The 20478-nt window shown below is 72.3% G+C and carries 18 protein-coding genes and 1 pseudogene; 3 read left to right on the top strand and 16 right to left on the bottom strand.

Annotated features, from left to right (window positions below):
* The 11 genes from relA to pdxS form a co-directional block, all read right to left on the bottom strand.
* Positions 1 to 2544, bottom strand: a complete 2544-nt coding sequence (gene relA / locus ACGFZL_RS26885) for a GTP pyrophosphokinase (RefSeq protein WP_393695485.1) — start codon at positions 2542 to 2544, stop codon at positions 1 to 3.
* Between the two features lie 173 nt (positions 2545 to 2717).
* Positions 2718 to 3257 (bottom strand): adenine phosphoribosyltransferase, encoded by a 540-nt coding sequence (locus ACGFZL_RS26880; protein WP_393695483.1) that lies wholly within the window; start codon positions 3255 to 3257, stop codon positions 2718 to 2720.
* Positions 3254 to 4378 (bottom strand): protein translocase subunit SecF, encoded by a 1125-nt coding sequence (secF, locus tag ACGFZL_RS26875; RefSeq protein WP_355172943.1) that lies wholly within the window; start codon positions 4376 to 4378, stop codon positions 3254 to 3256. The genes ACGFZL_RS26880 and secF overlap by 4 nt, the downstream gene beginning before the upstream one ends.
* A 3-nt stretch (positions 4379 to 4381) precedes the next feature.
* Complete coding sequence (secD, locus tag ACGFZL_RS26870; RefSeq protein ID WP_393695480.1) at positions 4382 to 6175, bottom strand: protein translocase subunit SecD; 1794 nt, start codon at positions 6173 to 6175, stop codon at positions 4382 to 4384.
* Positions 6176 to 6303: 128 nt separating this feature from the next.
* Positions 6304 to 6837 carry a preprotein translocase subunit YajC gene (gene yajC / locus ACGFZL_RS26865; protein WP_393695478.1) on the bottom strand — a complete coding sequence of 178 codons (534 nt, stop codon included), beginning with the start codon at positions 6835 to 6837 and terminating at the stop codon, positions 6304 to 6306.
* Between the two features lie 197 nt (positions 6838 to 7034).
* Positions 7035 to 8105 (bottom strand): Holliday junction branch migration DNA helicase RuvB, encoded by a 1071-nt coding sequence (gene ruvB, locus ACGFZL_RS26860; RefSeq protein ID WP_355172937.1) that lies wholly within the window; start codon positions 8103 to 8105, stop codon positions 7035 to 7037.
* A gap of 40 nt (positions 8106 to 8145) precedes the next feature.
* Positions 8146 to 8751, bottom strand: a complete 606-nt coding sequence (gene ruvA / locus ACGFZL_RS26855) for a Holliday junction branch migration protein RuvA (protein WP_355172935.1) — start codon at positions 8749 to 8751, stop codon at positions 8146 to 8148.
* On the bottom strand, positions 8748 to 9332 hold the full coding sequence (ruvC, locus tag ACGFZL_RS26850) for a crossover junction endodeoxyribonuclease RuvC (RefSeq protein WP_393695475.1): 585 nt from the start codon (positions 9330 to 9332) through the stop codon (positions 8748 to 8750). The genes ruvA and ruvC overlap by 4 nt, the downstream gene beginning before the upstream one ends.
* A gap of 108 nt (positions 9333 to 9440) precedes the next feature.
* Complete coding sequence (locus ACGFZL_RS26845) at positions 9441 to 10193, bottom strand: YebC/PmpR family DNA-binding transcriptional regulator (protein ID WP_355172931.1); 753 nt, start codon at positions 10191 to 10193, stop codon at positions 9441 to 9443.
* 49 nt (positions 10194 to 10242) lie between these two features.
* Positions 10243 to 10848: a pyridoxal 5'-phosphate synthase glutaminase subunit PdxT gene (gene pdxT, locus ACGFZL_RS26840; RefSeq protein WP_393695473.1), complete on the bottom strand. Its 606-nt coding sequence runs from the start codon at positions 10846 to 10848 to the stop codon at positions 10243 to 10245.
* Between the two features lie 6 nt (positions 10849 to 10854).
* The gene (pdxS, locus tag ACGFZL_RS26835; RefSeq protein ID WP_355172927.1) at positions 10855 to 11766 is read right to left on the bottom strand and encodes a pyridoxal 5'-phosphate synthase lyase subunit PdxS; all 912 of its coding nucleotides are present in this window, start codon (positions 11764 to 11766) and stop codon (positions 10855 to 10857) included.
* Between the two features lie 193 nt (positions 11767 to 11959).
* On the opposite strand from pdxS, the pseudogene ACGFZL_RS26830 reads away from it, so the two are divergent.
* Positions 11960 to 12226 (top strand): annotated as a pseudogene (locus ACGFZL_RS26830) (VOC family protein); the annotation flags it as partial.
* Here the strand turns inward: ACGFZL_RS26830 and ACGFZL_RS26825 are convergent.
* Genes ACGFZL_RS26825 through pgsA form a run of 4 tightly spaced genes read right to left on the bottom strand, consistent with a single transcriptional unit; the run spans position 12223 to position 15629 of the window.
* On the bottom strand, positions 12223 to 12774 hold the full coding sequence (locus ACGFZL_RS26825) for a hypothetical protein (protein WP_393695471.1): 552 nt from the start codon (positions 12772 to 12774) through the stop codon (positions 12223 to 12225). The pseudogene ACGFZL_RS26830 and the gene ACGFZL_RS26825 sit on opposite strands and share 4 nt — an antisense overlap.
* Before the next feature lie 40 nt (positions 12775 to 12814).
* Entirely contained in the window at positions 12815 to 13978 is a 1164-nt protein-coding gene (locus ACGFZL_RS26820) for a glycosyltransferase family 4 protein (protein ID WP_393695469.1), read from the bottom strand.
* The gene (locus tag ACGFZL_RS26815) at positions 13975 to 14907 is read right to left on the bottom strand and encodes a phosphatidylinositol mannoside acyltransferase (protein ID WP_355172919.1); all 933 of its coding nucleotides are present in this window, start codon (positions 14905 to 14907) and stop codon (positions 13975 to 13977) included. Before ACGFZL_RS26815 ends, ACGFZL_RS26820 begins: the two co-directional genes overlap by 4 nt.
* Positions 14904 to 15629 carry a phosphatidylinositol phosphate synthase gene (gene pgsA, locus ACGFZL_RS26810; RefSeq protein WP_355173160.1) on the bottom strand — a complete coding sequence of 242 codons (726 nt, stop codon included), beginning with the start codon at positions 15627 to 15629 and terminating at the stop codon, positions 14904 to 14906. The genes ACGFZL_RS26815 and pgsA overlap by 4 nt, the downstream gene beginning before the upstream one ends.
* Positions 15630 to 15823: 194 nt before the next feature.
* Between pgsA and ACGFZL_RS26805 the strand changes: the two genes are divergently transcribed.
* The gene (locus ACGFZL_RS26805; RefSeq protein ID WP_393695467.1) at positions 15824 to 18022 is read left to right on the top strand and encodes an elongation factor G-like protein EF-G2; all 2199 of its coding nucleotides are present in this window, start codon (positions 15824 to 15826) and stop codon (positions 18020 to 18022) included.
* Positions 18023 to 18186: 164 nt separating this feature from the next.
* Positions 18187 to 19848, top strand: coding sequence for a hypothetical protein (locus ACGFZL_RS26800; RefSeq protein WP_393695465.1), 1662 nt, complete (start codon positions 18187 to 18189; stop codon positions 19846 to 19848).
* A gap of 16 nt (positions 19849 to 19864) precedes the next feature.
* Here the strand turns inward: ACGFZL_RS26800 and ACGFZL_RS26795 are convergent, their stop codons facing one another.
* Positions 19865 to 20413, bottom strand: coding sequence for an HIT domain-containing protein (locus ACGFZL_RS26795; RefSeq protein ID WP_355172913.1), 549 nt, complete (start codon positions 20411 to 20413; stop codon positions 19865 to 19867).
* Between the last annotated feature and the right edge of the window lie 65 nt (positions 20414 to 20478).

The following is a 20478-nucleotide window of genomic DNA, read 5'->3' as shown; positions in this document are numbered from 1 at the left end:
CTAGGAGGGCCTGCGTGCCGACGTCACCCGGTACACGTCGTAGACGCCCTCCACGCCGCGTACGGCCTTCAGGACGTGGCCCAGGTGCTTGGGGTCGCCCATCTCGAAGGTGAAGCGGGAGGTGGCCACCCGGTCACGGGAGGTCTGGACGGCCGCGGACAGGATGTTGACATGCTGGTCGGACAGCACCCGGGTCACGTCCGACAGCAGCCGGGAGCGGTCGAGCGCCTCGACCTGTATGGCGACCAGGAAGACCGAGGACTGGGTGGGGGCCCACTCGACCTCCAGGATCCGCTCGGGTTCGCGGGAGAGCGAGTCGACGTTGACGCAGTCGCTGCGGTGCACCGAGACGCCGCTGCCCCGGGTGACGAAGCCGATGATCGGGTCGCCGGGCACCGGGGTGCAGCAGCGGGCCAGCTTGACCCACACGTCGTCGACGCCCTTGACGACCACGCCGGGGTCGGCGTTGGTGCGACGCTTCCGGCCCCGGCCGTGGGACGGCGGGACCGACTCGTCGATCTCCTCGGAGGCGGCCTCCTCGCCGCCGAGCGCCTGGACCAGCTTCTGCACGATGTTCTGCGCGGACAGATGGCCCTCGCCGATCGCCGCGTACAGCGCGGAGATGTCCGAGTAGCGCATCTCGTGCGCGAGCGTGACCAGCGAGTCGCCGGTGAGGATCCGCTGGATCGGCAGGTTCTGCTTGCGCATTGCGCGGACGATGGCGTCCTTGCCCTGCTCGATCGCCTCGTCCCGGCGCTCCTTGGAGAACCAGGCCCGGATCTTGTTGCGCGCCCGGGGCGACTTCACGAAGCCGAGCCAGTCGCGGGAGGGCCCGGCGCCGGCCGCCTTGGAGGTGAAGACCTCCACCAGGTCGCCGTTGTCCAGCGTGGACTCCAGCGGCACCAGGCGCCCGTTGACCCGTGCCCCTATGGTGCGGTGGCCGACCTCGGTGTGCACCGCGTAGGCGAAGTCGACGGGGGTGGCGCCGGCCGGCAGCGCTATCACGTCGCCCTTGGGCGTGAAGACGAAGACCTCGTTGCGCGAGAGGTCGAAGCGCAGGGACTCCAGGAACTCGCCGGGGTCCTCGGTCTCCTTCTGCCAGTCCAGGAGCTGCCGCAGCCACGCCATGTCGTTGATGGCGTCCTTGTCCTTGCCGACCCCCTTGGGCGCGTCCGTGCGCACCTTCGAGGCGCCGGCCACGGCCTCCTGCTTGTACTTCCAGTGCGCGGCGATGCCGTACTCGGCGCGGCGGTGCATGTCGAAGGTGCGGATCTGCAGCTCGACCGGCTTGCCGCCCGGCCCTATCACCGTCGTGTGCAGCGACTGGTACATGTTGAACTTGGGCATCGCGATGTAGTCCTTGAACCGGCCGGGGACCGGGTTCCATCGCGCGTGCACGGTGCCGAGCGCCGCGTAGCAGTCGCGGACGGTGTCCACGAGGACGCGGATGCCCACCAGGTCGTAGATCTCCGCGAAGTCCCGGCCGCGGACGATCATCTTCTGGTAGACGCTGTAGTAGTGCTTGGGCCGGCCGGTGACGGTCGCCTTGATGCGGGCGGCGCGCAGGTCCTGCTGGACCTCGTCGGTGACCAGGGCGAGGTACTCGTCGCGCTTGGGGGCGCGCTCGGCGACCAGGCGGACGATCTCGTCGTACATCTTGGGGTAGAGGATCGCGAAGGCGAGGTCCTCCAGCTCCCACTTGATGGTGTTCATGCCCAGCCGGTGGGCGAGCGGCGCGTAGATCTCCAGGGTCTCGCGCGCCTTCTTCTCCTGCTTCTCGCGCTTGAGGTAGCGCATGGTGCGCATGTTGTGCAGCCGGTCGGCGAGCTTGATGACCAGGACGCGCGGGTCCTTGGCCATGGCGACGACCATCTTGCGCACCGTCTCGGCCTGCGCGGCCTCGCCGAACTTGACCTTGTCCAGCTTGGTGACGCCGTCGACGAGCAGCGCGACCACGTCGCCGAAGTCGCGGCGCAGGTCGTCCAGGCCGTACTCGGTGTCCTCGACCGTGTCGTGCAGCAGCCCGGCCATCAGCGTGGCCGGGTCCATGCCCAGCTCGGCGAGGATGGTGGTGACCGCGAGCGGGTGCGTGATGTACGGGTCGCCGCTCTTGCGCTTCTGGCCGCGGTGCCAGCGCTCGGCGACCTGGTAGGCGCGCTCGATCTGGCGGAGGGTGGCCGTCTCGATCTTGGGGTCGTTGCCGCGCACTATCCGCAGCAGCGGCTCGAGCACCGGGTTGTACGGGTTCGCGCGCTGGACGCCGAGGCGGGCGAGGCGGGCGCGGACGCGGTTGGAGGAGCCGGAGCGGGGGGGCTGCCCCGGGGCGTTGCGCACCACGGCGCCGGCGTTGCGGTCGTGCTCGGGCGGGGCCGGCTTGGGGCGCGCCTGCTGCTCGGCCGGCTTGTCGACGGGCGCCGCGGGAGCGTGCTGGATCGGCCCGCCGGTGTCGTTCGTCGCGTGCGGCGCGCTCGGTGCGGGCTTCGCCGCCGCCTCCGAGGCGGACTCGGGCTTGGCGGCGGTCAGGTGCTGGGCCTCGTCTGGCAAGAGGGCTCCTCGTGCGCGGTCCGGGGCCCCCGGTCAGGCTCCGGAAACCCCATGGTAGCGATCCTGCCCCCCGGGATCGCCTTCAGGCCACTGCGGTGGACCTTCACCCCGGGAAACAGCGCGGGCGGGCGCCGGATTCCTCCGGGCCCGCCCGAGCCTGATGACCTGCGGTGTCAGACCGTGAGCAGCGCGGTCAGCGGTGCGCCGTCGAGCGCCGGTTCCAGCCGGGCCCTGCCGTGCAGGAAGCCCAGCTCCATGAGGACGGCGAGGCCGGCGACCTGGGCGCCGGCCCGGCGGATGAGCTGCACGGACGCCTCGGCGGTGCCGCCGGTGGCGAGGACGTCGTCCACGACCAGGACACGGTCGCCGGCGCTCAGGTCCTCGGCGTGCAGCTCGATCTCGGCCGAGCCGTACTCCAGGTCGTACGACTGGGAGAGCGTGGCTCCGGGGAGCTTGCCCGCCTTGCGTACGGGGATGAAGCCCAGGCCGGCCCGTAGGGCGACCGGGGCGCCGAGGATGAAGCCGCGGGCCTCCAGGCCGACGACCTTGGTGGCGCCGGTGTCCCGGGCCGCCTCCGCGAGGGCGTCGGTGAGGGCGGTGAACGCCGCCGGGTCCGCCAGGAGCGGGGTGATGTCCTTGAACACCACGCCCGGCTCCGGGTAGTCCGGCACGTCCCGGATGCGGCTGAGCAGCAGCTCCTGCACGCCGGTCATCGGCGCTTCCCCGAGGGACGGCCGCGGCCCCGGGCGCGGGAGGCGGGCTGGTTGCGGGGGCCGACGACCGCGTGGGCGCCGTCCTCCTCCGGCTCCTCCTCCGCGTACGGCTCCTCGTCGGCGCCGGGCTCCACCGGCTCGCCCTTGGCCGCGGCCTGGGCGCGCTTGGCGAGGACCCGCTTCTTGAGGGCCTTCATCTGCGGCTCGCGCTCCTTGAGGTCGGCGACGAGCGGCGTGGCGATGAAGATCGAGGAGTAGGCACCCGCGGCGAGGCCGACGAACAGCGACAGCGAGATGTCGTTGAGCATGCCGGCGCCGAGCACGCCGCCGCCGATGAACAGCAGGCCGCCGACGGGGAGCAGCGCCACCACCGTGGTGTTGATCGACCGCACCAGGGTGCTGTTGATCGACCGGTTGGCGATCTCGCCGTACGTGAAGCGGGTCTGCTTGGTGATGTCCCGGGTCTGCTCCTTGAGGCTGTCGAAGACGACGACCGTGTCGTAGAGCGAGTAACCGAGGATCGTCAGCAGACCGATCACCGTGCCCGGCGTGACCTCGAAGCCCACCAGGGCGTAGATGCCGACCGTGATGGTGATGTCGTGGATCAGCGCGACGAACGCGGCGAGCGCCATGCGCCACTCGAACGCGATCGCCAGGTAGATCACCACGAGGACCAGGAAGATCCCGAGGCCCTGCCAGGCCTTGTTGGCGATCTGGTCACCCCAGCTGGGGCCGACCAGGTCGGCGTTGATCTTCTCCGGGTCCAGCTTGAGGTCCTTGGCCAGGTCGTTCTTGATCTGGTCGGACTTGTCGGTCTCGATGCCCGCGATCTGGATGCGCAGGCTGTCGTCGCCGAGCTTCTGGACGATCGCGTCGTGGCCGGAGGACTCCTCCGCGTACCCCTCGGCCTGGGAGACCGAGGCGCTGACGCCCTTGGGGGTGGTGAAGACCGCGCCGCCCTGGAACTCGATACCCATGTGCAGGCCGCGCACCGCCAGGCCGACGATGGCCGTGATGGTGATCAGTATCGAGACGCTGTACCAGATCTTGCGGTTCTTGATGAAGTCGTATCCGACCTCTCCGTGGTGGAGCCGGGCGCCGAGCTTGCCGAGCTTCGACATCTCTCACGCCTCCTTCGGGTCGACGGGGCCGGCGGGGCGGGAGGGACGGCGGGTGCGGCGCAGCGGCGGCTTGGCACCCAGGCTCTTCGGGTCAAGGCCGGACCACTTGTGACCGCTCGCGAAGAACTTCCGGCGGGCCATCAGCGTCAGCAGCGGCTTGGTGAAGAGGAAGACGACCACCACGTCGAGCAGGGTGGTCAGACCCAGGGTGAAGGCGAAGCCCTGCACCTTGCCGACGGTGACGATGAAGAGCACCGCGGCGGCCAGGAACGACACGAAGTCGGAGACCAGGATGGTGCGCCGGGCGCGCGGCCAGGCCCGCTCCACCGCGGGGCGCAGGGTGCGGCCGCCGCGGATCTCGTCGCGGACGCGTTCGAAGTAGACGATGAACGAGTCCGCGGTGATGCCGATGGCGACGATCGCACCGCACACGGCCGGCAGGTTCAGCGCGAAGCCGATGGCCGGGCCGAGCAGCGCCATGATCACGTAGGTGAGGACGGCGGAGACCAGCAGCGAGGCCATGGCGATGAAGGACAGGCCGCGGTAGTACAGCAGCAGGTAGAGCACGACCAGGGCGAGGCCGATCGCGCCGGCGATCAGACCGGCGTGCAGCTGCTCACCGCCGAGCGCGGCGGTGACGGTGGTGACGCTGTCCTCCTTGAAGGTCAGCGGCAGCGCGCCGTAGGACAGCATGTTGGCGAGGCTCTGCGCCTCCTGCTGGCCGAAGCTGCCGGAGATCTCCGCGGTGCCGCCGTTGAGCGCCTGGCGGACGTAGGGGTCGGAGACGACCTCGTTGTCCAGGACGATGGCGAACTGGTTCTGCGGGGACTGCTTCTGGGCCAGCTGGCCGGTGATGTCCGCGAACTTCTTGCCGCCCTTGTCGGTGAAGTCCATGGTCACGGTCCAGCCCGCGCCGTTCTGCGTGTTCAGGACGGCCTTGGACTTGTCGACGTCGGTGCCGTCGACGGCGGCCGGGCCGAGCACGTACTTCTGCCACTGGCCCTGTGAGTTCTTGCCGCAGGCCACGATCGAGTCACTGGCCTTGGTGCCCTTGCCGGCCTTGGCTCGGTCGGCCTCCTTCGTGCAGTCCAGGGCGGCGTACTGGGCCTGGAGCTTGGCCACCGCGGGGTCGGCGGAAGCGCTCGGGGAGGGCTTGGCGCTCCCGGAGGCGGTCGGGGAGGGGGTGTCGGCGGCCTTCAGGCCCTCGGTGACGGCGCGGCCCTGGCTGGTGGCGCCGGCCGTGGGGGTGCCGGAGGGCTCGCCGGACGCCTTGTCGGTGGCCTCGGGGCCGCTCGCCTTGTCCGACGGCTTGTCGGTCGGCTTGTCACTCGGCTTGTCGGAGGCGCCGCCGGTGCCGCTGGGCGAGGGGGTGCCGGTCGCGCCGGGGCCGGAGAGCTCGGTGGCGATGACCGGGCGGAAGTAGAGCTTGGCGGTGGTGCCGACCTGCTCGCGGGCTTCCTTGGAGTTCGTCCCCTTGGGGATGTTGACGATGATGTTCCGGTCGCCCTGGGTCTGCACCTCGGCCTCGGAGACGCCCAGACCGTTGACCCGGCGGTTCATGATGTCGACCGCGGTGTCCATGTTGGTCTTGTTGATCGCCGACTCCTGGCCGGCCTCGGGGACCGCCCGGAGGGTGATGCTCGTGCCGCCGGCCAGGTCGATGCCGAGACGCGGAGTCGTGTGCCCGGAGGCGAACATGCCGCCGGTGAGCGCCGCGATGATGACCAGGATCAGGGCCAGCGAGCGCCCGGGCCTGCTCTGAGCGCTCGCACTCTTTCCCTTTTTAGGTGCTGCCACCTTTGCGTACTCCCTCTCGGGCCGCCCTGCGCCGGTCAGGCGTCAGCGGCGGCCATCACATGGTGTCGGGACCGTTGCGCGTCGCGCCGGGGCCCGGACCCGTGGTCCGCGCGGCCCCGGAGGGACGGCTACTTCGCCTCGGGACCGCCGTCGGACTTCTTCGGCTGCTCGTCCGGCCGCGCCTCGGCGGCCGGCTCGACGGGGGCGGCGTCGGCGGCCGGCTCGGCGGGGGCGGCGGGCCCGGGGGCCGCGTCCTTCTTGCCGAAGTCGACGGGCTTGTCCGCGGGGGCGGCGTCGGCGTCGGCGGCGGGGGCGTCGGTCCCGGTGAGGGAGGAGGCGTCGTCCGGGACGAGGTCGGCGTCGGACTTCAGGTCGTGCTCGATGCCGTGCACGATGCGGTTGTACTCGTCGTCGGTGAGGACGGCACCGATGGAGTTCTTGGCGAAGAGCAGGTCGACACCCGGACCGGCGTCGAGGAGGACCGTGTCCTCGTTGACCTCCTTGACCGTGGCGTACATGCCCCCGATGGTGCGGACCCCGGAACCGGGCTGCATCTCGTTCCGCATGGTGGCCGCCTGCTGCTGCTTCTTCTTCGCCGACCGGGTCATCAGGAACATGGCCCCGATGAGCACGACGAACGGGAGGAGGGTCACGAGACTCACGGGTCGGTACTTCCTTCACACGACCGCGGATGACGCAGCGGCCTGATGGTTGGGGGTGTGCGCCGCCGACTGGGGCGGCATCGGCGGAGTCTAAGCGAGTCCGCGCGCATGGAACAACGCTCAGCATGGCACCGGGGTTCCTGCCCTGGCCAATGCGGTGCGCGTGGCGCCGCCCGCACATCGTCCTCGTGCCGCCCTCACGCCCCGAACAGGTCCCCTTGTCCGTTTCCCGGCTGCCGGGAGGCCGGCGGGGTGAGGCCGAGGTGCGCCCAGGCGGCGGGGGTGGCCACCCGGCCCCGCGGGGTGCGGGCGAGCAGGCCCTCGCGGACCAGGAAGGGCTCGGCGACCTCCTCGACCGTCTCGCGCTCCTCCCCCACCGCGACGGCGAGGGTGGACAGGCCGACCGGGCCGCCGCCGAACAGCTTGAGCAGCGCCTCCAGGACGGCCCGGTCCAGGCGGTCCAGGCCCCGGCCGTCCACCTCGTACACCGCGAGGGCCGCGGCGGCGATCTCCTCGGTGATCAGGCCGTCCGCCTTGACCTGGGCGTAGTCCCGCACCCTGCGCAGCAGGCGGTTGGCGATGCGCGGGGTGCCCCGGGAGCGGCCGGCGATCTCGGCGGCGCCGGCCGGGTCGATCTCCACGTCGAGCAGGCCGGCGGAGCGGTGGACGACGCGCTCCAGTTCGGTGGGCGCGTAGAACTCCATGTGCGCGGTGAAGCCGAACCGGTCGCGCAGCGGGGGCGGCAGCAACCCCGCGCGCGTGGTGGCGCCGACCAGGGTGAAGGGGGGCAGCTCCAGCGGGATGGCGGTGGCGCCGGGGCCCTTGCCGACGATGACGTCGACGCGGAAGTCCTCCATCGCCATGTACAGCATCTCCTCGGCGGGCCGGGACATCCGGTGGATCTCGTCCAGGAAGAGGACCTCGCCCTCCTGGAGGGAGGAGAGGATCGCCGCGAGGTCGCCGGCGTGCTGGATGGCGGGGCCGGAGGTGATGCGGATGGGGGCGCCCATCTCGGCCGCGATGATCATCGACAGGGTGGTCTTGCCGAGGCCGGGGGCGCCGGAGAGCAGGACGTGGTCGGAGGTGGCCCCCCGCGCGCGGGCGGCGCGCAGCACGAGGTCGAGCTGCTCGCGGACCTTCTGCTGGCCGATGAACTCGCCCAGGTCCTTGGGGCGCAGCGCGGCCTCGACCGCCTGCTCCTCGCCGTCCGCGGACGCGCCGACGAGCCGCTCGGGGGCGGCGGCGTCGGTGGTCTCGTCCCAGTTCATGTGATGTGCCTCGGGGTGTGGTGGGGGCGGTCGGCCTGGGTCAGCGGGCGCGGTTGAGGGTCTGCAGGGCGGCCTTCAGGAGCGGGCCGACCTGGGGGGTGCCGGCGGCGGCCTCGGCCTGCGGGGCGACGGCGGTGACGGCCTCGTCGGCCTCCCGGGTGGCGTAGCCGAGGCCGATCAGGGCCGCGTGCAGTTGGTCGCGCCAGCCGGTGGAGACCGGGGCGCCGACCGCGGGGGCGCCGACCGGGGCGCCGAGGCGGTCCTTCAGTTCGAGCAGCAGCTTCTGGGCTCCCTTCTTGCCGATGCCGGGGACGGCGGTAAGCGCCTTCTCGTCGCCGGTGGCGACGGCTCTGCGCAGCGCGTCGGGGCGGTGCACGGCGAGCATCGCCTGGGCGAGGCGGGGGCCGACGCCGCTGGCGGTCTGGAGCAGCTCGAAGACCTGGCGCTCGTCGTCGTCGGCGAAGCCGTACAGGGTGAGCGAGTCCTCGCGCACCACCAGGGAGGTGGCCAGCTTGGCGGGCCTGCCGACCCGCAGGGTGGAGAGCGTGTCCGGCGTGCACTGCACGGACATGCCGACACCGCCCAGCTCGACCACGGCGGCGTCGGGTGCGAGGGCGGCGACGGTGCCGCTGACGAAGGCGATCATGCGGGGCGGCCTTTCGATGCGTGCGGGGCGTGCGGGGCGGTCGGCGTGCGCGGGGTCCGCGGCGCCCGGGCCGCGTGCAGGGCGGCGGCCTCCTGGAGGCGGTTCTTGGCGGGGGCGCGCCAGATGTGGCAGATGGCGAGGGCGAGGGCGTCCGCCGCGTCGGCCGGCTTCGGGGGCGCGGCGAGCCGCAGCAGGCGGGTGACCATGGCGCCGACCTGCGCCTTGTCGGCCCGGCCGCTGCCGGTGACGGCGGCCTTGACCTCGCTGGGGGTGTGCAGCGCTACGGGGATGCCGCGCCGGGAGGCGCACAGGATGGCGACGGCGCTGGCCTGGGCGGTGCCCATCACGGTGCGCACGTTGTGCTGGCTGAAGACGCGCTCCACCGCCACGTACTCGGGGCGGTGCTCGTCCAGCCACTGCTCGATGCCCCGCTCGACGGCGACGAGGCGGTGCCCGAGGCCGGCGTCCGCGGGCGTGCGGACGACTCCGACGCCGAGCATGGTCAGCGGCCGGCCGGCCACGCCCTCCACGACGCCGATCCCGCAGCGGGTCAGCCCCGGGTCCACCCCCAGTACGCGCACGCGGTGTGCTCCCTTCCCTCACCTGTTCGTGCAGGCTATCGGGTGCCGCCGACAAAGCGACGGGCCGACGGGTGTGTCCCCGTCGGCCCGGCTCGGTCGGTGCGCGCGTTACGCGTCGACCTTCTCCATGACCTCGTCGCTCACGTCGAAGTTGGCGAAGACGTTCTGCACGTCGTCGCTGTCCTCCAGGGCGTCGATCAGCTTGAAGATCTTGCGGGCGCCGTCCTCGTCCAGCTCGATCTGCATGGTGGGGACGAAGTTGGCGTCGGCGGACTCGTAGTCGATGCCGGCCTCCTGGAGGGCGGTGCGGACCGCGACCAGGTCGGTGGCCTCGCTGAGCACCTCGAAGGTCTCGCCGAGGTCGTTGACCTCCTCGGCGCCGGCCTCCAGGACGGCGCCGAGCACGTCGTCCTCGCCCAGCTCGCCCTTGGGGACGATCACGACGCCCTTGCGGTGGAAGAGGTAGGACACCGAGCCGGGGTCGGCCATGGAGCCGCCGTTGCGGGTCATGGCCACGCGCACGTCGGAGGCGGCGCGGTTGCGGTTGTCGGTGAGGCACTCGATGAGCACCGCGACGCCGTTCGGGCCGTAGCCCTCGTACATGATCGTCTCGTAGTCGGCGCCGCCGGCCTCCAGGCCGCCGCCGCGCTTGACCGCGGAGTCGATGTTCTTGTTCGGCACCGACTGCTTCTTCGCCTTCTGGATGGCGTCGTACAGCGTCGGGTTGCCCTCGATGTCGACGCCACCCATGCGGGCCGCGACCTCGATGTTCTTGATCAGCTTCGCGAAGAGCTTGCCGCGCTTGGCGTCGATCACGGCCTTCTTGTGCTTCGTCGTAGCCCATTTAGAGTGGCCGGACATCTGCCTGTCTCCTTCGCGTAAACCCGTCTTCGGTGGAACCCCAGGAATCCTACAAGGACTGTGCCGCCCGGTTGGCGCGCACCATGTCGGCGAACAGGCGGTGCACCCGGTGGTCCCCGGTCAGCTCCGGGTGGAAGGACGTGGCCAGCGCGTTGCCCTGGCGGACGGCGACGATGTGGCCCTCGTGCTCGGCCAGCACCTCGGCGGCGGCGCCCACCGACTCCACCCAGGGGGCGCGGATGAAGACGCCCTCGACCGGGTCGCCCTCGACACCCCGCACGTCGAGCGCGGCCTCGAAGGACTCGTTCTGCCGGCCGAAGGCGTTGCGGCGGACGATCATGTCGATGCCGCCGATCGTCTCCTGGCCCGAGCGCGGGTCGAGGATCTTGTCGGCCAGCAGGATCATGCCGGCGCAGGTGCCGTAGACGGGCATGCCGTCCCGCACGCGCGCGCGGAGGGGCTCCATCAGGCCGAAGAGGACGGCGAGCTTGGAGATGGTGGTGGACTCGCCGCCGGGCAGCACCAGCCCGTCCACCTCGGCCAGCTCTTCGGGGCGCCTGACCGGCCTGGCCACGGCGTCGGCCGTGGCCAGGGCGGTGAGGTGCTCCCGTACGTCGCCCTGGAGGGCCAGGACGCCTATGACAGGAGTGCTCATACGTGGTTACCAGCCGCGGGAGGCGTAGCGCTCGGACTCGGGCAGGGTGTCGCAGTTGATGCCGACCATGGCTTCGCCCAGGTTGCGGGAGGCGTCCGCGACGATCTTCGGGTCGTCGAAGAAGGTGGTCGCCTTCACGATGGCGGCGGCGCGCTTGGCCGGGTCGCCGGACTTGAAGATGCCGGAGCCGACGAAGACGCCCTCGGCGCCGAGCTGGCGCATCAGCGCGGCGTCGGCCGGGGTGGCGACACCACCGGCGGAGAACAGCACGACGGGCAGCTTGCCCAGCTCGGCGACCTCCTTGACCAGCTCGTACGGGGCGCGCAGCTCCTTGGCGGCGGCGTACAGCTCGTGGTTGTCGAAGCCGCGCAGGCGGGCGATCTCGTTCTTGATCTGGCGCAGGTGGCGCACGGCCTCGACCACGTTGCCGGTGCCGGCCTCGCCCTTGGAGCGGATCATGGCCGCGCCCTCGGCGATGCGGCGCAGGGCCTCGCCGAGGTTGGTGGCGCCGCAGACGAAGGGGGTGGTGAAGGCGAACTTGTCGGAGTGGTTCACCTCGTCGGCCGGGGTCAGCACCTCGGACTCGTCGATGTAGTCGACGCCGAGCGCCTGGAGGACCTGCGCCTCCACGAAGTGGCCGATGCGGGACTTGGCCATCACCGGGATGGAGACGGCCCCGATGATGCCCTCGATCATGTCCGGGTCGGACATGCGGGCCACACCGCCGTCCTTGCGGATGTCGGCGGGCACCCGCTCCAGGGCCATGACCGCGACGGCGCCGGCGTCCTCGGCGATCTTGGCCTGCTCCGGCGTGACGACGTCCATGATCACGCCGCCCTTGAGCTGCTCGGCCATGCCGCGCTTCACGCGAGCGGTGCCGGTCTCGGGGGCCTGGTTCTCGGGGAGCGAGCTGGACACGGGTACCTCACTGATGGGGAAGGGGGTTGGTGCAGCAACGAGGAAACGCGATGGCAGGGGGCCACATCAAGGGCCAATGAGGAGACGGTGGCTCCTTCTGCCGCGAAGCCCCCGAAGACCGACGAGTCGAGCCGTCGCGGCGGGTCGTATCCGATGACACGCCCGCACCGGGCACGCGACGGAAAGGGACGGCCGCCATGAGCACGCAGGACGGCATGAAGGCTTCGAGGGCGAGGGCCCGACCTGGATGTTCCATCAGCCGGCCGGCGATCTGCCCGCCGGCGAGAACCGCCTGATGCTCGATCTGGGCGGCGAGGAGGACTGGGCGGAGCAGGCCGACCGGGTCGAGGCGCTGGGCGCGGAGCGGGTCAGCGACAACGAGCGGGACGGCGTCCGCTGGGTCGTCCTGCGCGACCCGGAGGGCAACACCTTCCGGATCTTCGCGCCCCGACCCGACTAGGCGGCGCGGTCCACCACCGCCGCCGGCGGCTCGTCGTCCATCTCGAAGGCGAGCGGGAAGGGGGCGTGGCCGGCCAGGCGGAACCAGCGGACCTTGCGGTGCTCGCGCAGGCGGCGGGCGGCGCCCACGGCGTCGTTGTGGAAGCGGCGGGCCATCGGCACCCGGCGCACCGCCTCGGTCAGCTCACCGGCCGCCGCGTCGCCGCCCGGGGCCTCGCGCACCGCCTCGACCTGGGCGCTGTCCTCGAACACCGCCCGCAGCGCCTGGCTCAGCTCGCTCTCCGCGACCTCCCGGTGCTCCTCCTCGGCCTGCCGGGCGGCGTGCGCGGCCTCGTACAGGACGATCGAGGCGGCCGGGTCCAGCACCCCCGAGGTGGCCAGCTCCTGCGCCACCGAGGCCCGCCGCAGGAGCTGGGCGTCCAGGGCGGCCCGGGCGGCGTCGATCCGGGCGTGCAGCCGGTCGAGGCGGCCCGCCGTCCAGCTGAGATAGAGGCCGACGGCGACGACGAGGGCGAGGAGGACCAGGGTCCAGATCAGGGGTGCGCTCACGGTCGGTCAGCCTACGGGGCCCCGAGGAACCCCTAAGCCTTCAGTCCCGCGCCAGCCCGAACCGCGCCCGCAGCCCCGTCGCCCGGTCGTCCGCCGCCACCGCAGCCGCGCCCGCCGTCACCGTCTCGTACACGGAGAGGATGTCCGCGCCCACGGTCGACCAGTCGAACCGCCGGACATGGGCGCTGCCCCGCTCGCTGAGCGCGGCCCGGCGCTCCGGGTCGGCCAGCAGGCGCAGGGCGCTGGCGGCCAGGGCGTCGGCGTCCTCGTTGGGGAACAGCTCGCCGGCCGCGCCCTGGTCGAGGACCTGGGCGAAGGCGTCCAGGTCGGAGGCGAGCACCGGGGCGCCCGCCGACATGGCCTCGACCAGGATGATGCCGAAGCTCTCGCCGCCGGTGTTGGGCGCCACGTACAGGTCGACGCTGCGCAGGAAGCGCGCCTTGTCCTCGTCGCTGACCATGCCGAGGAACTCCACCCGGGAGCGCAGTTCGGTCGGCAGTGAGGCCACCGCATCCTCCTCGTCGCCGCGCCCGGCGACCAGGAGCCGGGTCCCGGGGCGCTCGGCGAGGATCCTGGGCAGCGCCCGCATCAGCACCGGCAGGCCCTTACGGGGCTCGTCGATCCGCCCGATGAAGCCGAGGGTGTCCCCCTGCCATTCGGCCTTGGGCTCGGCGTCGGCGAAGAAGTCGACGTCGACGCCGTTCGGGATGACCACCGCGTCGCCGCCGAGGTGTTCGACCAGGGTGCGCCGGGCGTACTCGCTCACCGCGATCCGGGCGCTGATCTTCTCCAGCGCCGCCTGGAGGATGGCGTACGCGGCGATCATGGCCCGGGAGCGCGGGTTGGAGGTGTGGAAGGTGGCCACGATGGGCCCCTGCGCCGCCCAGCAGGTCAGCAGGCCGAGCGAGGGCGAGGTCGGCTCGTGGATGTGGATGACGTCGAAGGCGCCGTCGTGCAGCCAGCGCCGCACCCGGGCCGCCGACAGGAAGCCGAAGTTGAGCCGGGCCACCGAGCCGTTGTACGGCACCGGCACCGCGCGGCCCGCGGAGACGACGTAGGGCGGCAGCGGGGTGTCGTCGTCGGCCGGGGCGAGGACGGAGACCTCGTGGCCGCGCCGGATCAGGTGCTCGGCGAGGTCGCGGATGTGGAACTGGACGCCGCCGGGCACGTCCCAGGAGTACGGGCAGACGATGCCGATCCTCACGCGCGCCCCCCGCCGGGCGTCGCGGCCGGCGCCTTCGCCGGGTCCAGGTCCTTCACCCACAGCCGTTGCAGCATGTGCCAGTCCTCGGGGTGCTCGGCGATGCCCGAGGCGAAGGCGTCGGCCAGCTCCTGGGTCATGGCGGAGGTCTTCTCGGCCCGCGTGCCCCGCTCCGGCACCTCCACCGGCGGGTGCACGCGGCCCTGCATGACGGGCGAGTCGTCGTACCAGAGCGTCACCGGCAGCAGCGCCGCGCCGGTCTGCTGGGCGAGCAGCGCGGGGCCGGCCGGCATCCGGGCGGTCTCGCCGAAGAAGCCGACCTCGACGCCCGAGGCGGACAGGTCCCGGTCGGCGACCAGGCAGACCAGGCCGCCCGAGCGCAGCCGCCGGGCCAGCGCGCCGAAGGCGGTGCCGCCGCTGTGCGGCAGGACCTCCATGCCGAGGCCCTCGCGGTAGGCGACGAAGCGGTCGTAGAGCGTCTCGGGCTTGAGGCGCTCGGCGACCGTGGTGAACGGGATGCCCAGGTGCGTGGTGACCCAGGCGCCGGCCAGGTCCCAGTTGGCCAGGTGGGGCAGGGCGAGGATGACGCCCTTGCCTGCGGCCATGCCGTCGGTGAGATGGTGCAGGTCCTTGGGGGCGAAGCCGCCGGCCACCCGCTCGGTGCTCCAGGCGGGCAGCCGGAAGGACTCCATCCAGTACCGCAGGTAGGAGCGCATGCCCGCGCGCGACAGCTCCGCCAGGCGCTCCGGGCCCGCGTCGGGCACCACGCGCGCGTAGTTGGCCTCCAGGCGCTCGACGCCGGCGCCGCGCCGCTTCCAGGCCACGTCGGCGACGGTGCGGCCGAGGCGCACGGCGGCCGGTTCGGGGAGCTTCTTGACGGTGCCCCAGCCGGCGCCGTACAGGGCGTCGGTCAGCCGCTCCCGGGCGGTCACTGCGCGGCCTCGGTGCCCTGGCTCTGCTCGGCCGCGGCATCGGCCTCGGCGGACTCCCGGCGGACGGTGACGACGCGCTGCACCAGGGTGACGAGGCTGCCGACCGCGACGATCCACAGGGCGACGGGCAGCAGGTACTGGATGCCGGGCACGCCGAACTTGTGCAGGCCCGCGAAGCCGGCCGCGACCAGCGAGATCACCAGCCGCTCGGCACGCTCCACCAGGCCGTTCACCGCGACCGGCAGGCCGATGGCCTCGCCGCGCGCCTTGGTGTACGACACCACCTGGCCGCTGGCCAGGCAGAAGATGGCGACCGCGCACAGCACGATGTCGTCGCCGCCGGCCGCGTACCAGAGCGCGAAGCCGCCGAAGATCGCGCCGTCGGCGACCCGGTCGAGGGTGGAGTCCAGGAAGGCGCCCCACCGGCTGGAGCGGCCCAGCTGGCGGGCCATGTTGCCGTCGACCAGGTCGGAGAAGACGAAGAGCGTGATCACCACCGTGCCCCAGAAGAACTCGCCCATGGGGTAGAAGACCAGCGCCCCCGCCATCACCCCGGCGGTGCCGATGAGCGTGACCGCGTCGGGGCTGACGCCCCGGCGGATGAGGAACGTGGCGAACGGCGTGAGGACACGCGTGAAGAATGCACGCGCGTACTTGTTCAGCATGGCCTTCCCGACGGTCGGTGGCGCCGCGCGGCCCCTGCTGGCCACCGGCTGGCCCATCGTAGTCACGCGCGCGCGTGGGCGAGGCCCGGGCACCCGGCCGGGCGGTCGCGGGGCGGGCCGTCGTATGGACGCGGGATGAGCGGAGTGGAAAGCTCGAAGGACCGCGGGCGTCGCCGGAGCCGCCGCCATGTCGACGCGGGTCCCGCGTGTCCGCGCCCACAGCGACCTCACCGTGCACGGGAGGCAAGGACATGGGCGACAAGGCACACACCCACCCCGGAGCCGCCGGCAGGGCACAGCCGGCCGGCCACCCCGCGTCCGTACGGAACGTGGTGCTGGTCGGCCACTCCGGATCGGGCAAGACCACACTGGTGGAGGCCCTCGCGCTGACCGCGGGGGCCCTGAACCGGGCGGGCCGCGTGGAGGACGGCGGCTGCGTCTCGGACTACGACGACATGGAGCACCGCCAGCACCGCTCCGTGCAGCTCTCCCTGGTGCCGGTGGAATGGGACGGCGTCAAGATCAACCTCCTGGACACCCCCGGCTACGCCGACTTCGTCGGGGAGCTGAGGGCCGGTCTGCGCGCCGCGGACGCGGCCCTCTTCGTCGTCTCGGCCGCCGACGGCGTGGACGGCGCCACCCGCATGGTGTGGGAGGAGTGCGCTGCCGTCGGCATGCCCCGGGCCATCGTGATCACGCATCTGGAGTCCGCCCGGGCCGACTTCGAGGAGACCACCCGGCTGTGCGCCGAGGCGTTCGGCGGCGACGACCCCGACGCGGTGCTCCCGCTCTACCTGCCACTGCGCGGACCGCAGGCGGCCGACGGCCACGCGCCGGTGACCGGCCTGATCGGGCTGTTGACGCAGCGGCTGTTCGACTACGCCTCGGGCGAGCGCACCGAGTCGGCGCCGGTCGGGGACCAGCTGCCGCTGATCGAGGAGGCCCGGAGCCTGCTCATCGAGGGAATCATCGCGGAGAGCGAGGACGAGACCCTCATGGAGCGCTACCTCGGCGGCGAGCAGGTCGACGTCGAGACGCTCATCGGCGACCTGGAGCGGGCCGTGGCCCGCGGGGCGTTCTTCCCGGTCCTGGCCGCCGCCCCCGCCGCCGACGGCGCCCGGCAGGGCCTCGGCACGATCGAGCTGCTCGAACTGATCACCCGCGGCTTCCCCACGCCGCTGGAGCGCGCCGCGCCGCTGGTGACCACGCCGGACGGCGCGCCGCGCGAGCTGCGGCCCTGCGATCCGGAGGAGTCCCTGGTCGCCGAGGTGGTGAAGACCTCCTCCGACCCCTACGTCGGCCGGATCTCCCTGGTCCGGGTCTTCTCCGGCACCCTGCGCGCCGACGAGACGGTGCACGTCTCCGGTCACGGCCTCGCCGACCGGGGCCACGAGGATCACGACGTGGACGAGCGGATCGGCGCCCTGTCCACGCCCTTCGGCAAGCAGCAGCGCCCCGTGCCGCACGTCATCGCCGGCGACCTGGCGTGCGTGGCGAAGCTGACCCGCGCGGAGACCGGCGACACGCTCTCCGCCAAGGACGACCCGCTGCTGATGGCGCCCTGGGACATGCCCGACCCGCTGCTGCCGCTCGCCATCGAGGCGCACAGCAAGCCCGACGAGGACAAGCTGTCCCAGGGCCTGGCCCGACTGGTCGCCGAGGACCCGACGATGCGCCTGGAGCAGAACCAGGACACCCACCAGGTGGTCCTGTGGTGCCTGGGCGAGGCGCACGCCGACGTCGCCCTGGAGCGGCTGCGCAGCCGCTACGGCGTGCAGGTCGACGTCGTACCGCACCGGGTGTCCCTGCGCGAGACGTTCGGGCACCGGGCCGCCGGGCGCGGCCGGCACGTCAAGCAGTCCGGCGGGCACGGCCAGTACGCGATCTGCGAGATCGAGGTGGAGCCGCTGCCGGGCGGCTCCGGCATCGAGTTCGTGGACAAGGTGGTCGGCGGCGCGGTCCCGCGCCAGTTCATCCCCTCGGTCGAGAAGGGCGTACGCGCCCAGGCCGCCCGCGGCGTCGTGGACGGGCACCCGCTCATCGACGTCCGGGTGACGCTCCTCGACGGCAAGGCGCACTCCGTGGACTCCTCCGACGCCGCCTTCCAGACCGCGGGCGCCCTCGCCCTGCGCGAGGCCGCCGCCGAGGCGGGCGTCCAGCTCCTGGAACCCGTCGCCGAGGTGAGCGTCCTGGTCGGGGACGACTACGTCGGCGCCGTGATGAGCGACCTGTCCGGGCGGCGCGGCCGGCTCCTCGGCACCGAGCAGACCAGCGGCGCACGCACCCTGATCCGCGCCGAGGTCCCCGAGATCGAGATCGGCCGCTACGCCGTCGACCTGCGCTCCCTCTCCCACGGCACCGCCCGCTTCGACCGCCGCTACGCCCGGCACGAGCCGATGCCGGCCCAGGTGGCGCAGCGGCTGCGGGAGGAGGTGGGCGCCGCCGTCTGACCGGCGCGCGCGGGGGCGACCCGGCGTGCGCCGGGGCGCCTTCGGCCGTGGGCTGACGGCTGTCGGTCCTGGCGGATACGCTGATGACCTGATCAACAGGTGTGCGCGGCGCGGAAGTCGGGAAGGCCGCAGAAGCGGGGCAGTGGTGGCGATCGGGGGCGGGAATGACCGTTGACGGCGGTTACGCGGACTTCTTCGGACCGCAGGTGCCGCGGGCGGACGGCGGAGGCCAGACGGCCACCTTCGCGCTGGCCTCGGCCGCCTACCGGGACAATCCGATGGAGGAGATCAAGAAGGCCGACAACGACTGGCACAAGACGGTCGTCAATAAGGGGCGCGCCTGGTCCTCGCTGTTCCGCCCCAACCTCGGCGAGGCGTTCTCCCGCGCGGTCGCCGACCGCATGCTGGGCGGCGACCGCAAGCCCCTCATCCAGTCCTTCGGCGCCGAGCCCGCCGTCGTCGTGGAGCACTGCCTGGCCGCCAACGGCATCCGCCGCGCCCGGGACGGCAAGCTGACCCTGGTCATCGTGGTGTGCGGCCTGCTCTTCCTGCCCGGCATGCTGGTCTGGCTGCTCGGCTTCCAGATCCGCACCACCGTCGCCAAGTCGGAGAACAAGCAGGCCGGCGCCCTCGGCACCGCCGTCCTCCTGGCGATCGGCGTGCTGGCCGTGCTGTTCATCGTCAAGATGCCCTTCGCCGGCTTCTGGGGCTGGTACGCGCGCGCGTCGATGATCATGCCCGTGGTCGGCTGGTTCTGGGCCAAGCGGATCTGCGAGGGCACCGCGCGGGACCTGCGCGAGCGTTGGGCAGGGCTGCTCTCCGGCAGCGGCGTCGGCGCCAAGGTGCCCGAGGCCGTGCCCAGCAACCCCGGCGAGACCTCGGCCGAGCAGCTGCGCCAGTCCCTGGCCCGGCTCGGCGCCGAGCAGCTCTCCAACTCCGTCTTCTACGCGGGCCCCAAGGGCATACTCGGCATGGGCACCCGGTGGGGCAGCTGGCAGCTCGCCGAGGACCTGGTCCCCGCCGACGCCGGCCGCGAGATCCACCCCTTCCGCAGCTGGGACGTCATACGCGCCGTCCACGACCAGCTCCGCATGCTGGAGCGCGGCCCGCTCAACACCGGCGGCTTCCCCAAGGCGTCCATACGCCACTGGGTCGTCACCCCGGTCGGCGAGAACGCCAAGGCGGTCTCCCGCCCCGAGGGCACGGACGTGGAGGCCTACCAGGTCAAGCCGCACGCGATACAGGAGATCTGCAACAAGCAGCAGTTCGGCGCCGGCGACCGGCACTACCTCGGCGTGCAGTGGACGCTGTGGGACGGCCAGCTGGTGCTCACCATGCTGATCACCGTGACCGTGCTGCACGCCACCCTGCGCGTCGAGGTCACCGGCCACGCCCTGGGCCCGGTGAACCCGCTGTTCACCACGAAGCCGGAGGCCCCGTTCAAGGAGGTCGGCAAGTCCTTCAAGCCGTGGGAGACCCGCAAGGTGATGCTCCCGCTGGTGCACACCAACGAGGTGGTCCGGCTCACCGTGCGCGCCCCCCTCACCTGGTACCCGCCGCTGCTCAACTGGCTCGGCGGCAGCATCACCCTGCCCGAGCCCTTCGGCGTCCGCCACGCCTGGGCCGACCAGCCCTGGCGGCATCGCTTCATGGCCGACGACGCGCTGCGGGCGGCGACACCGGTGCTGCGCGTGGTGCACGCGGCGGCGATCCGGGTCCTCGACGAGAACGGCGCCGACACCTCGAAGTTCGGCACCCGCTCGTCGTTCCTGAGCAACATGGTGCAGGACACCGCGCCGATGAAGGCCGACCTCTACGACGCGTGAGGCCGGCCCGGCGGGGTCAGACGGCCGGCCAGGCCGCCGCGAGCATCGTGCGGGTGTCGCCGAGGAGCTGCGGCAGCACGCGGGTATGGCCGACGACGGGCATGAAGTTCGTGTCGCCGCCCCAGCGCGGGACGATGTGCTGGTGCAGATGGGCGGCGATGCCCGCCCCCGCCACGGAGCCCTGGTTCATGCCGATGTTGAAGCCGTGGGCGCCAGAGGCAGCCCGCAGCGCGGTCATCGCCTGCTTGGTCAGCTCGCCCAGCTCGGCGGTCTCCTCCGCCGTCAGCTCGGTGTAGTCGGCGACGTGCCGGTAGGGCACGACCATGAGGTGCCCGCCGTTGTACGGGTACAGATTGAGCACCGCGTACACGTGCTCACCGCGCCGGACGACCAGGCCGTCCTCGTCGGATTTCGCCGGGATCGCGCAGAAGGGGCACCCGTCGTCGGCCCCCGGGCCGCTCGGCTTGTTCTCGCCCTGGATGTAGGCCATCCGGTGCGGGGTCCACAGACGCTGGAACGCGTCCGGGGTTCCCACGCCCCACTGCTGCTCCGGCTCACTCGTCATGCGTGCAGCATATGGCGTCGGGCGGGGCGGCAGGGAAAGGCCCCCGGGATCCGTCCCGGGGGCCT

Source organism: Streptomyces sp. NPDC048182, assembly GCF_043202555.1.
GTDB lineage: Bacteria > Actinomycetota > Actinomycetes > Streptomycetales > Streptomycetaceae > Streptomyces.
The sequence above is the reverse complement of the archived record's forward strand: the minus strand, read 5'-3'. Positions and strand labels throughout refer to the sequence as shown.

Excerpts from the sequence above, each read along its gene's own strand:
- ACGFZL_RS26880 (WP_393695483.1), bottom strand. The coding sequence starts at position 3,257 with ATGACCGGCGTGCAGGAGCTGCTGCTCAGCCGCATCCGGGACGTGCCG.
- secF (WP_355172943.1), bottom strand. The coding sequence starts at position 4,378 with ATGTCGAAGCTCGGCAAGCTCGGCGCCCGGCTCCACCACGGAGAGGTC.
- ruvB (WP_355172937.1), bottom strand. The coding sequence starts at position 8,105 with ATGAACTGGGACGAGACCACCGACGCCGCCGCCCCCGAGCGGCTCGTC.
- ruvA (WP_355172935.1), bottom strand. The coding sequence starts at position 8,751 with ATGATCGCCTTCGTCAGCGGCACCGTCGCCGCCCTCGCACCCGACGCC.
- ACGFZL_RS26845 (WP_355172931.1), bottom strand. The coding sequence starts at position 10,193 with ATGTCCGGCCACTCTAAATGGGCTACGACGAAGCACAAGAAGGCCGTG.
- pdxT (WP_393695473.1), bottom strand. The coding sequence starts at position 10,848 with ATGAGCACTCCTGTCATAGGCGTCCTGGCCCTCCAGGGCGACGTACGG.
- pgsA (WP_355173160.1), bottom strand. The coding sequence starts at position 15,629 with ATGGGCCAGCCGGTGGCCAGCAGGGGCCGCGCGGCGCCACCGACCGTC.
- ACGFZL_RS26805 (WP_393695467.1), top strand. The coding sequence starts at position 15,824 with ATGGGCGACAAGGCACACACCCACCCCGGAGCCGCCGGCAGGGCACAG.
- ACGFZL_RS26800 (WP_393695465.1), top strand. The coding sequence starts at position 18,187 with ATGACCGTTGACGGCGGTTACGCGGACTTCTTCGGACCGCAGGTGCCG.
- ACGFZL_RS26795 (WP_355172913.1), bottom strand. The coding sequence starts at position 20,413 with ATGACGAGTGAGCCGGAGCAGCAGTGGGGCGTGGGAACCCCGGACGCG.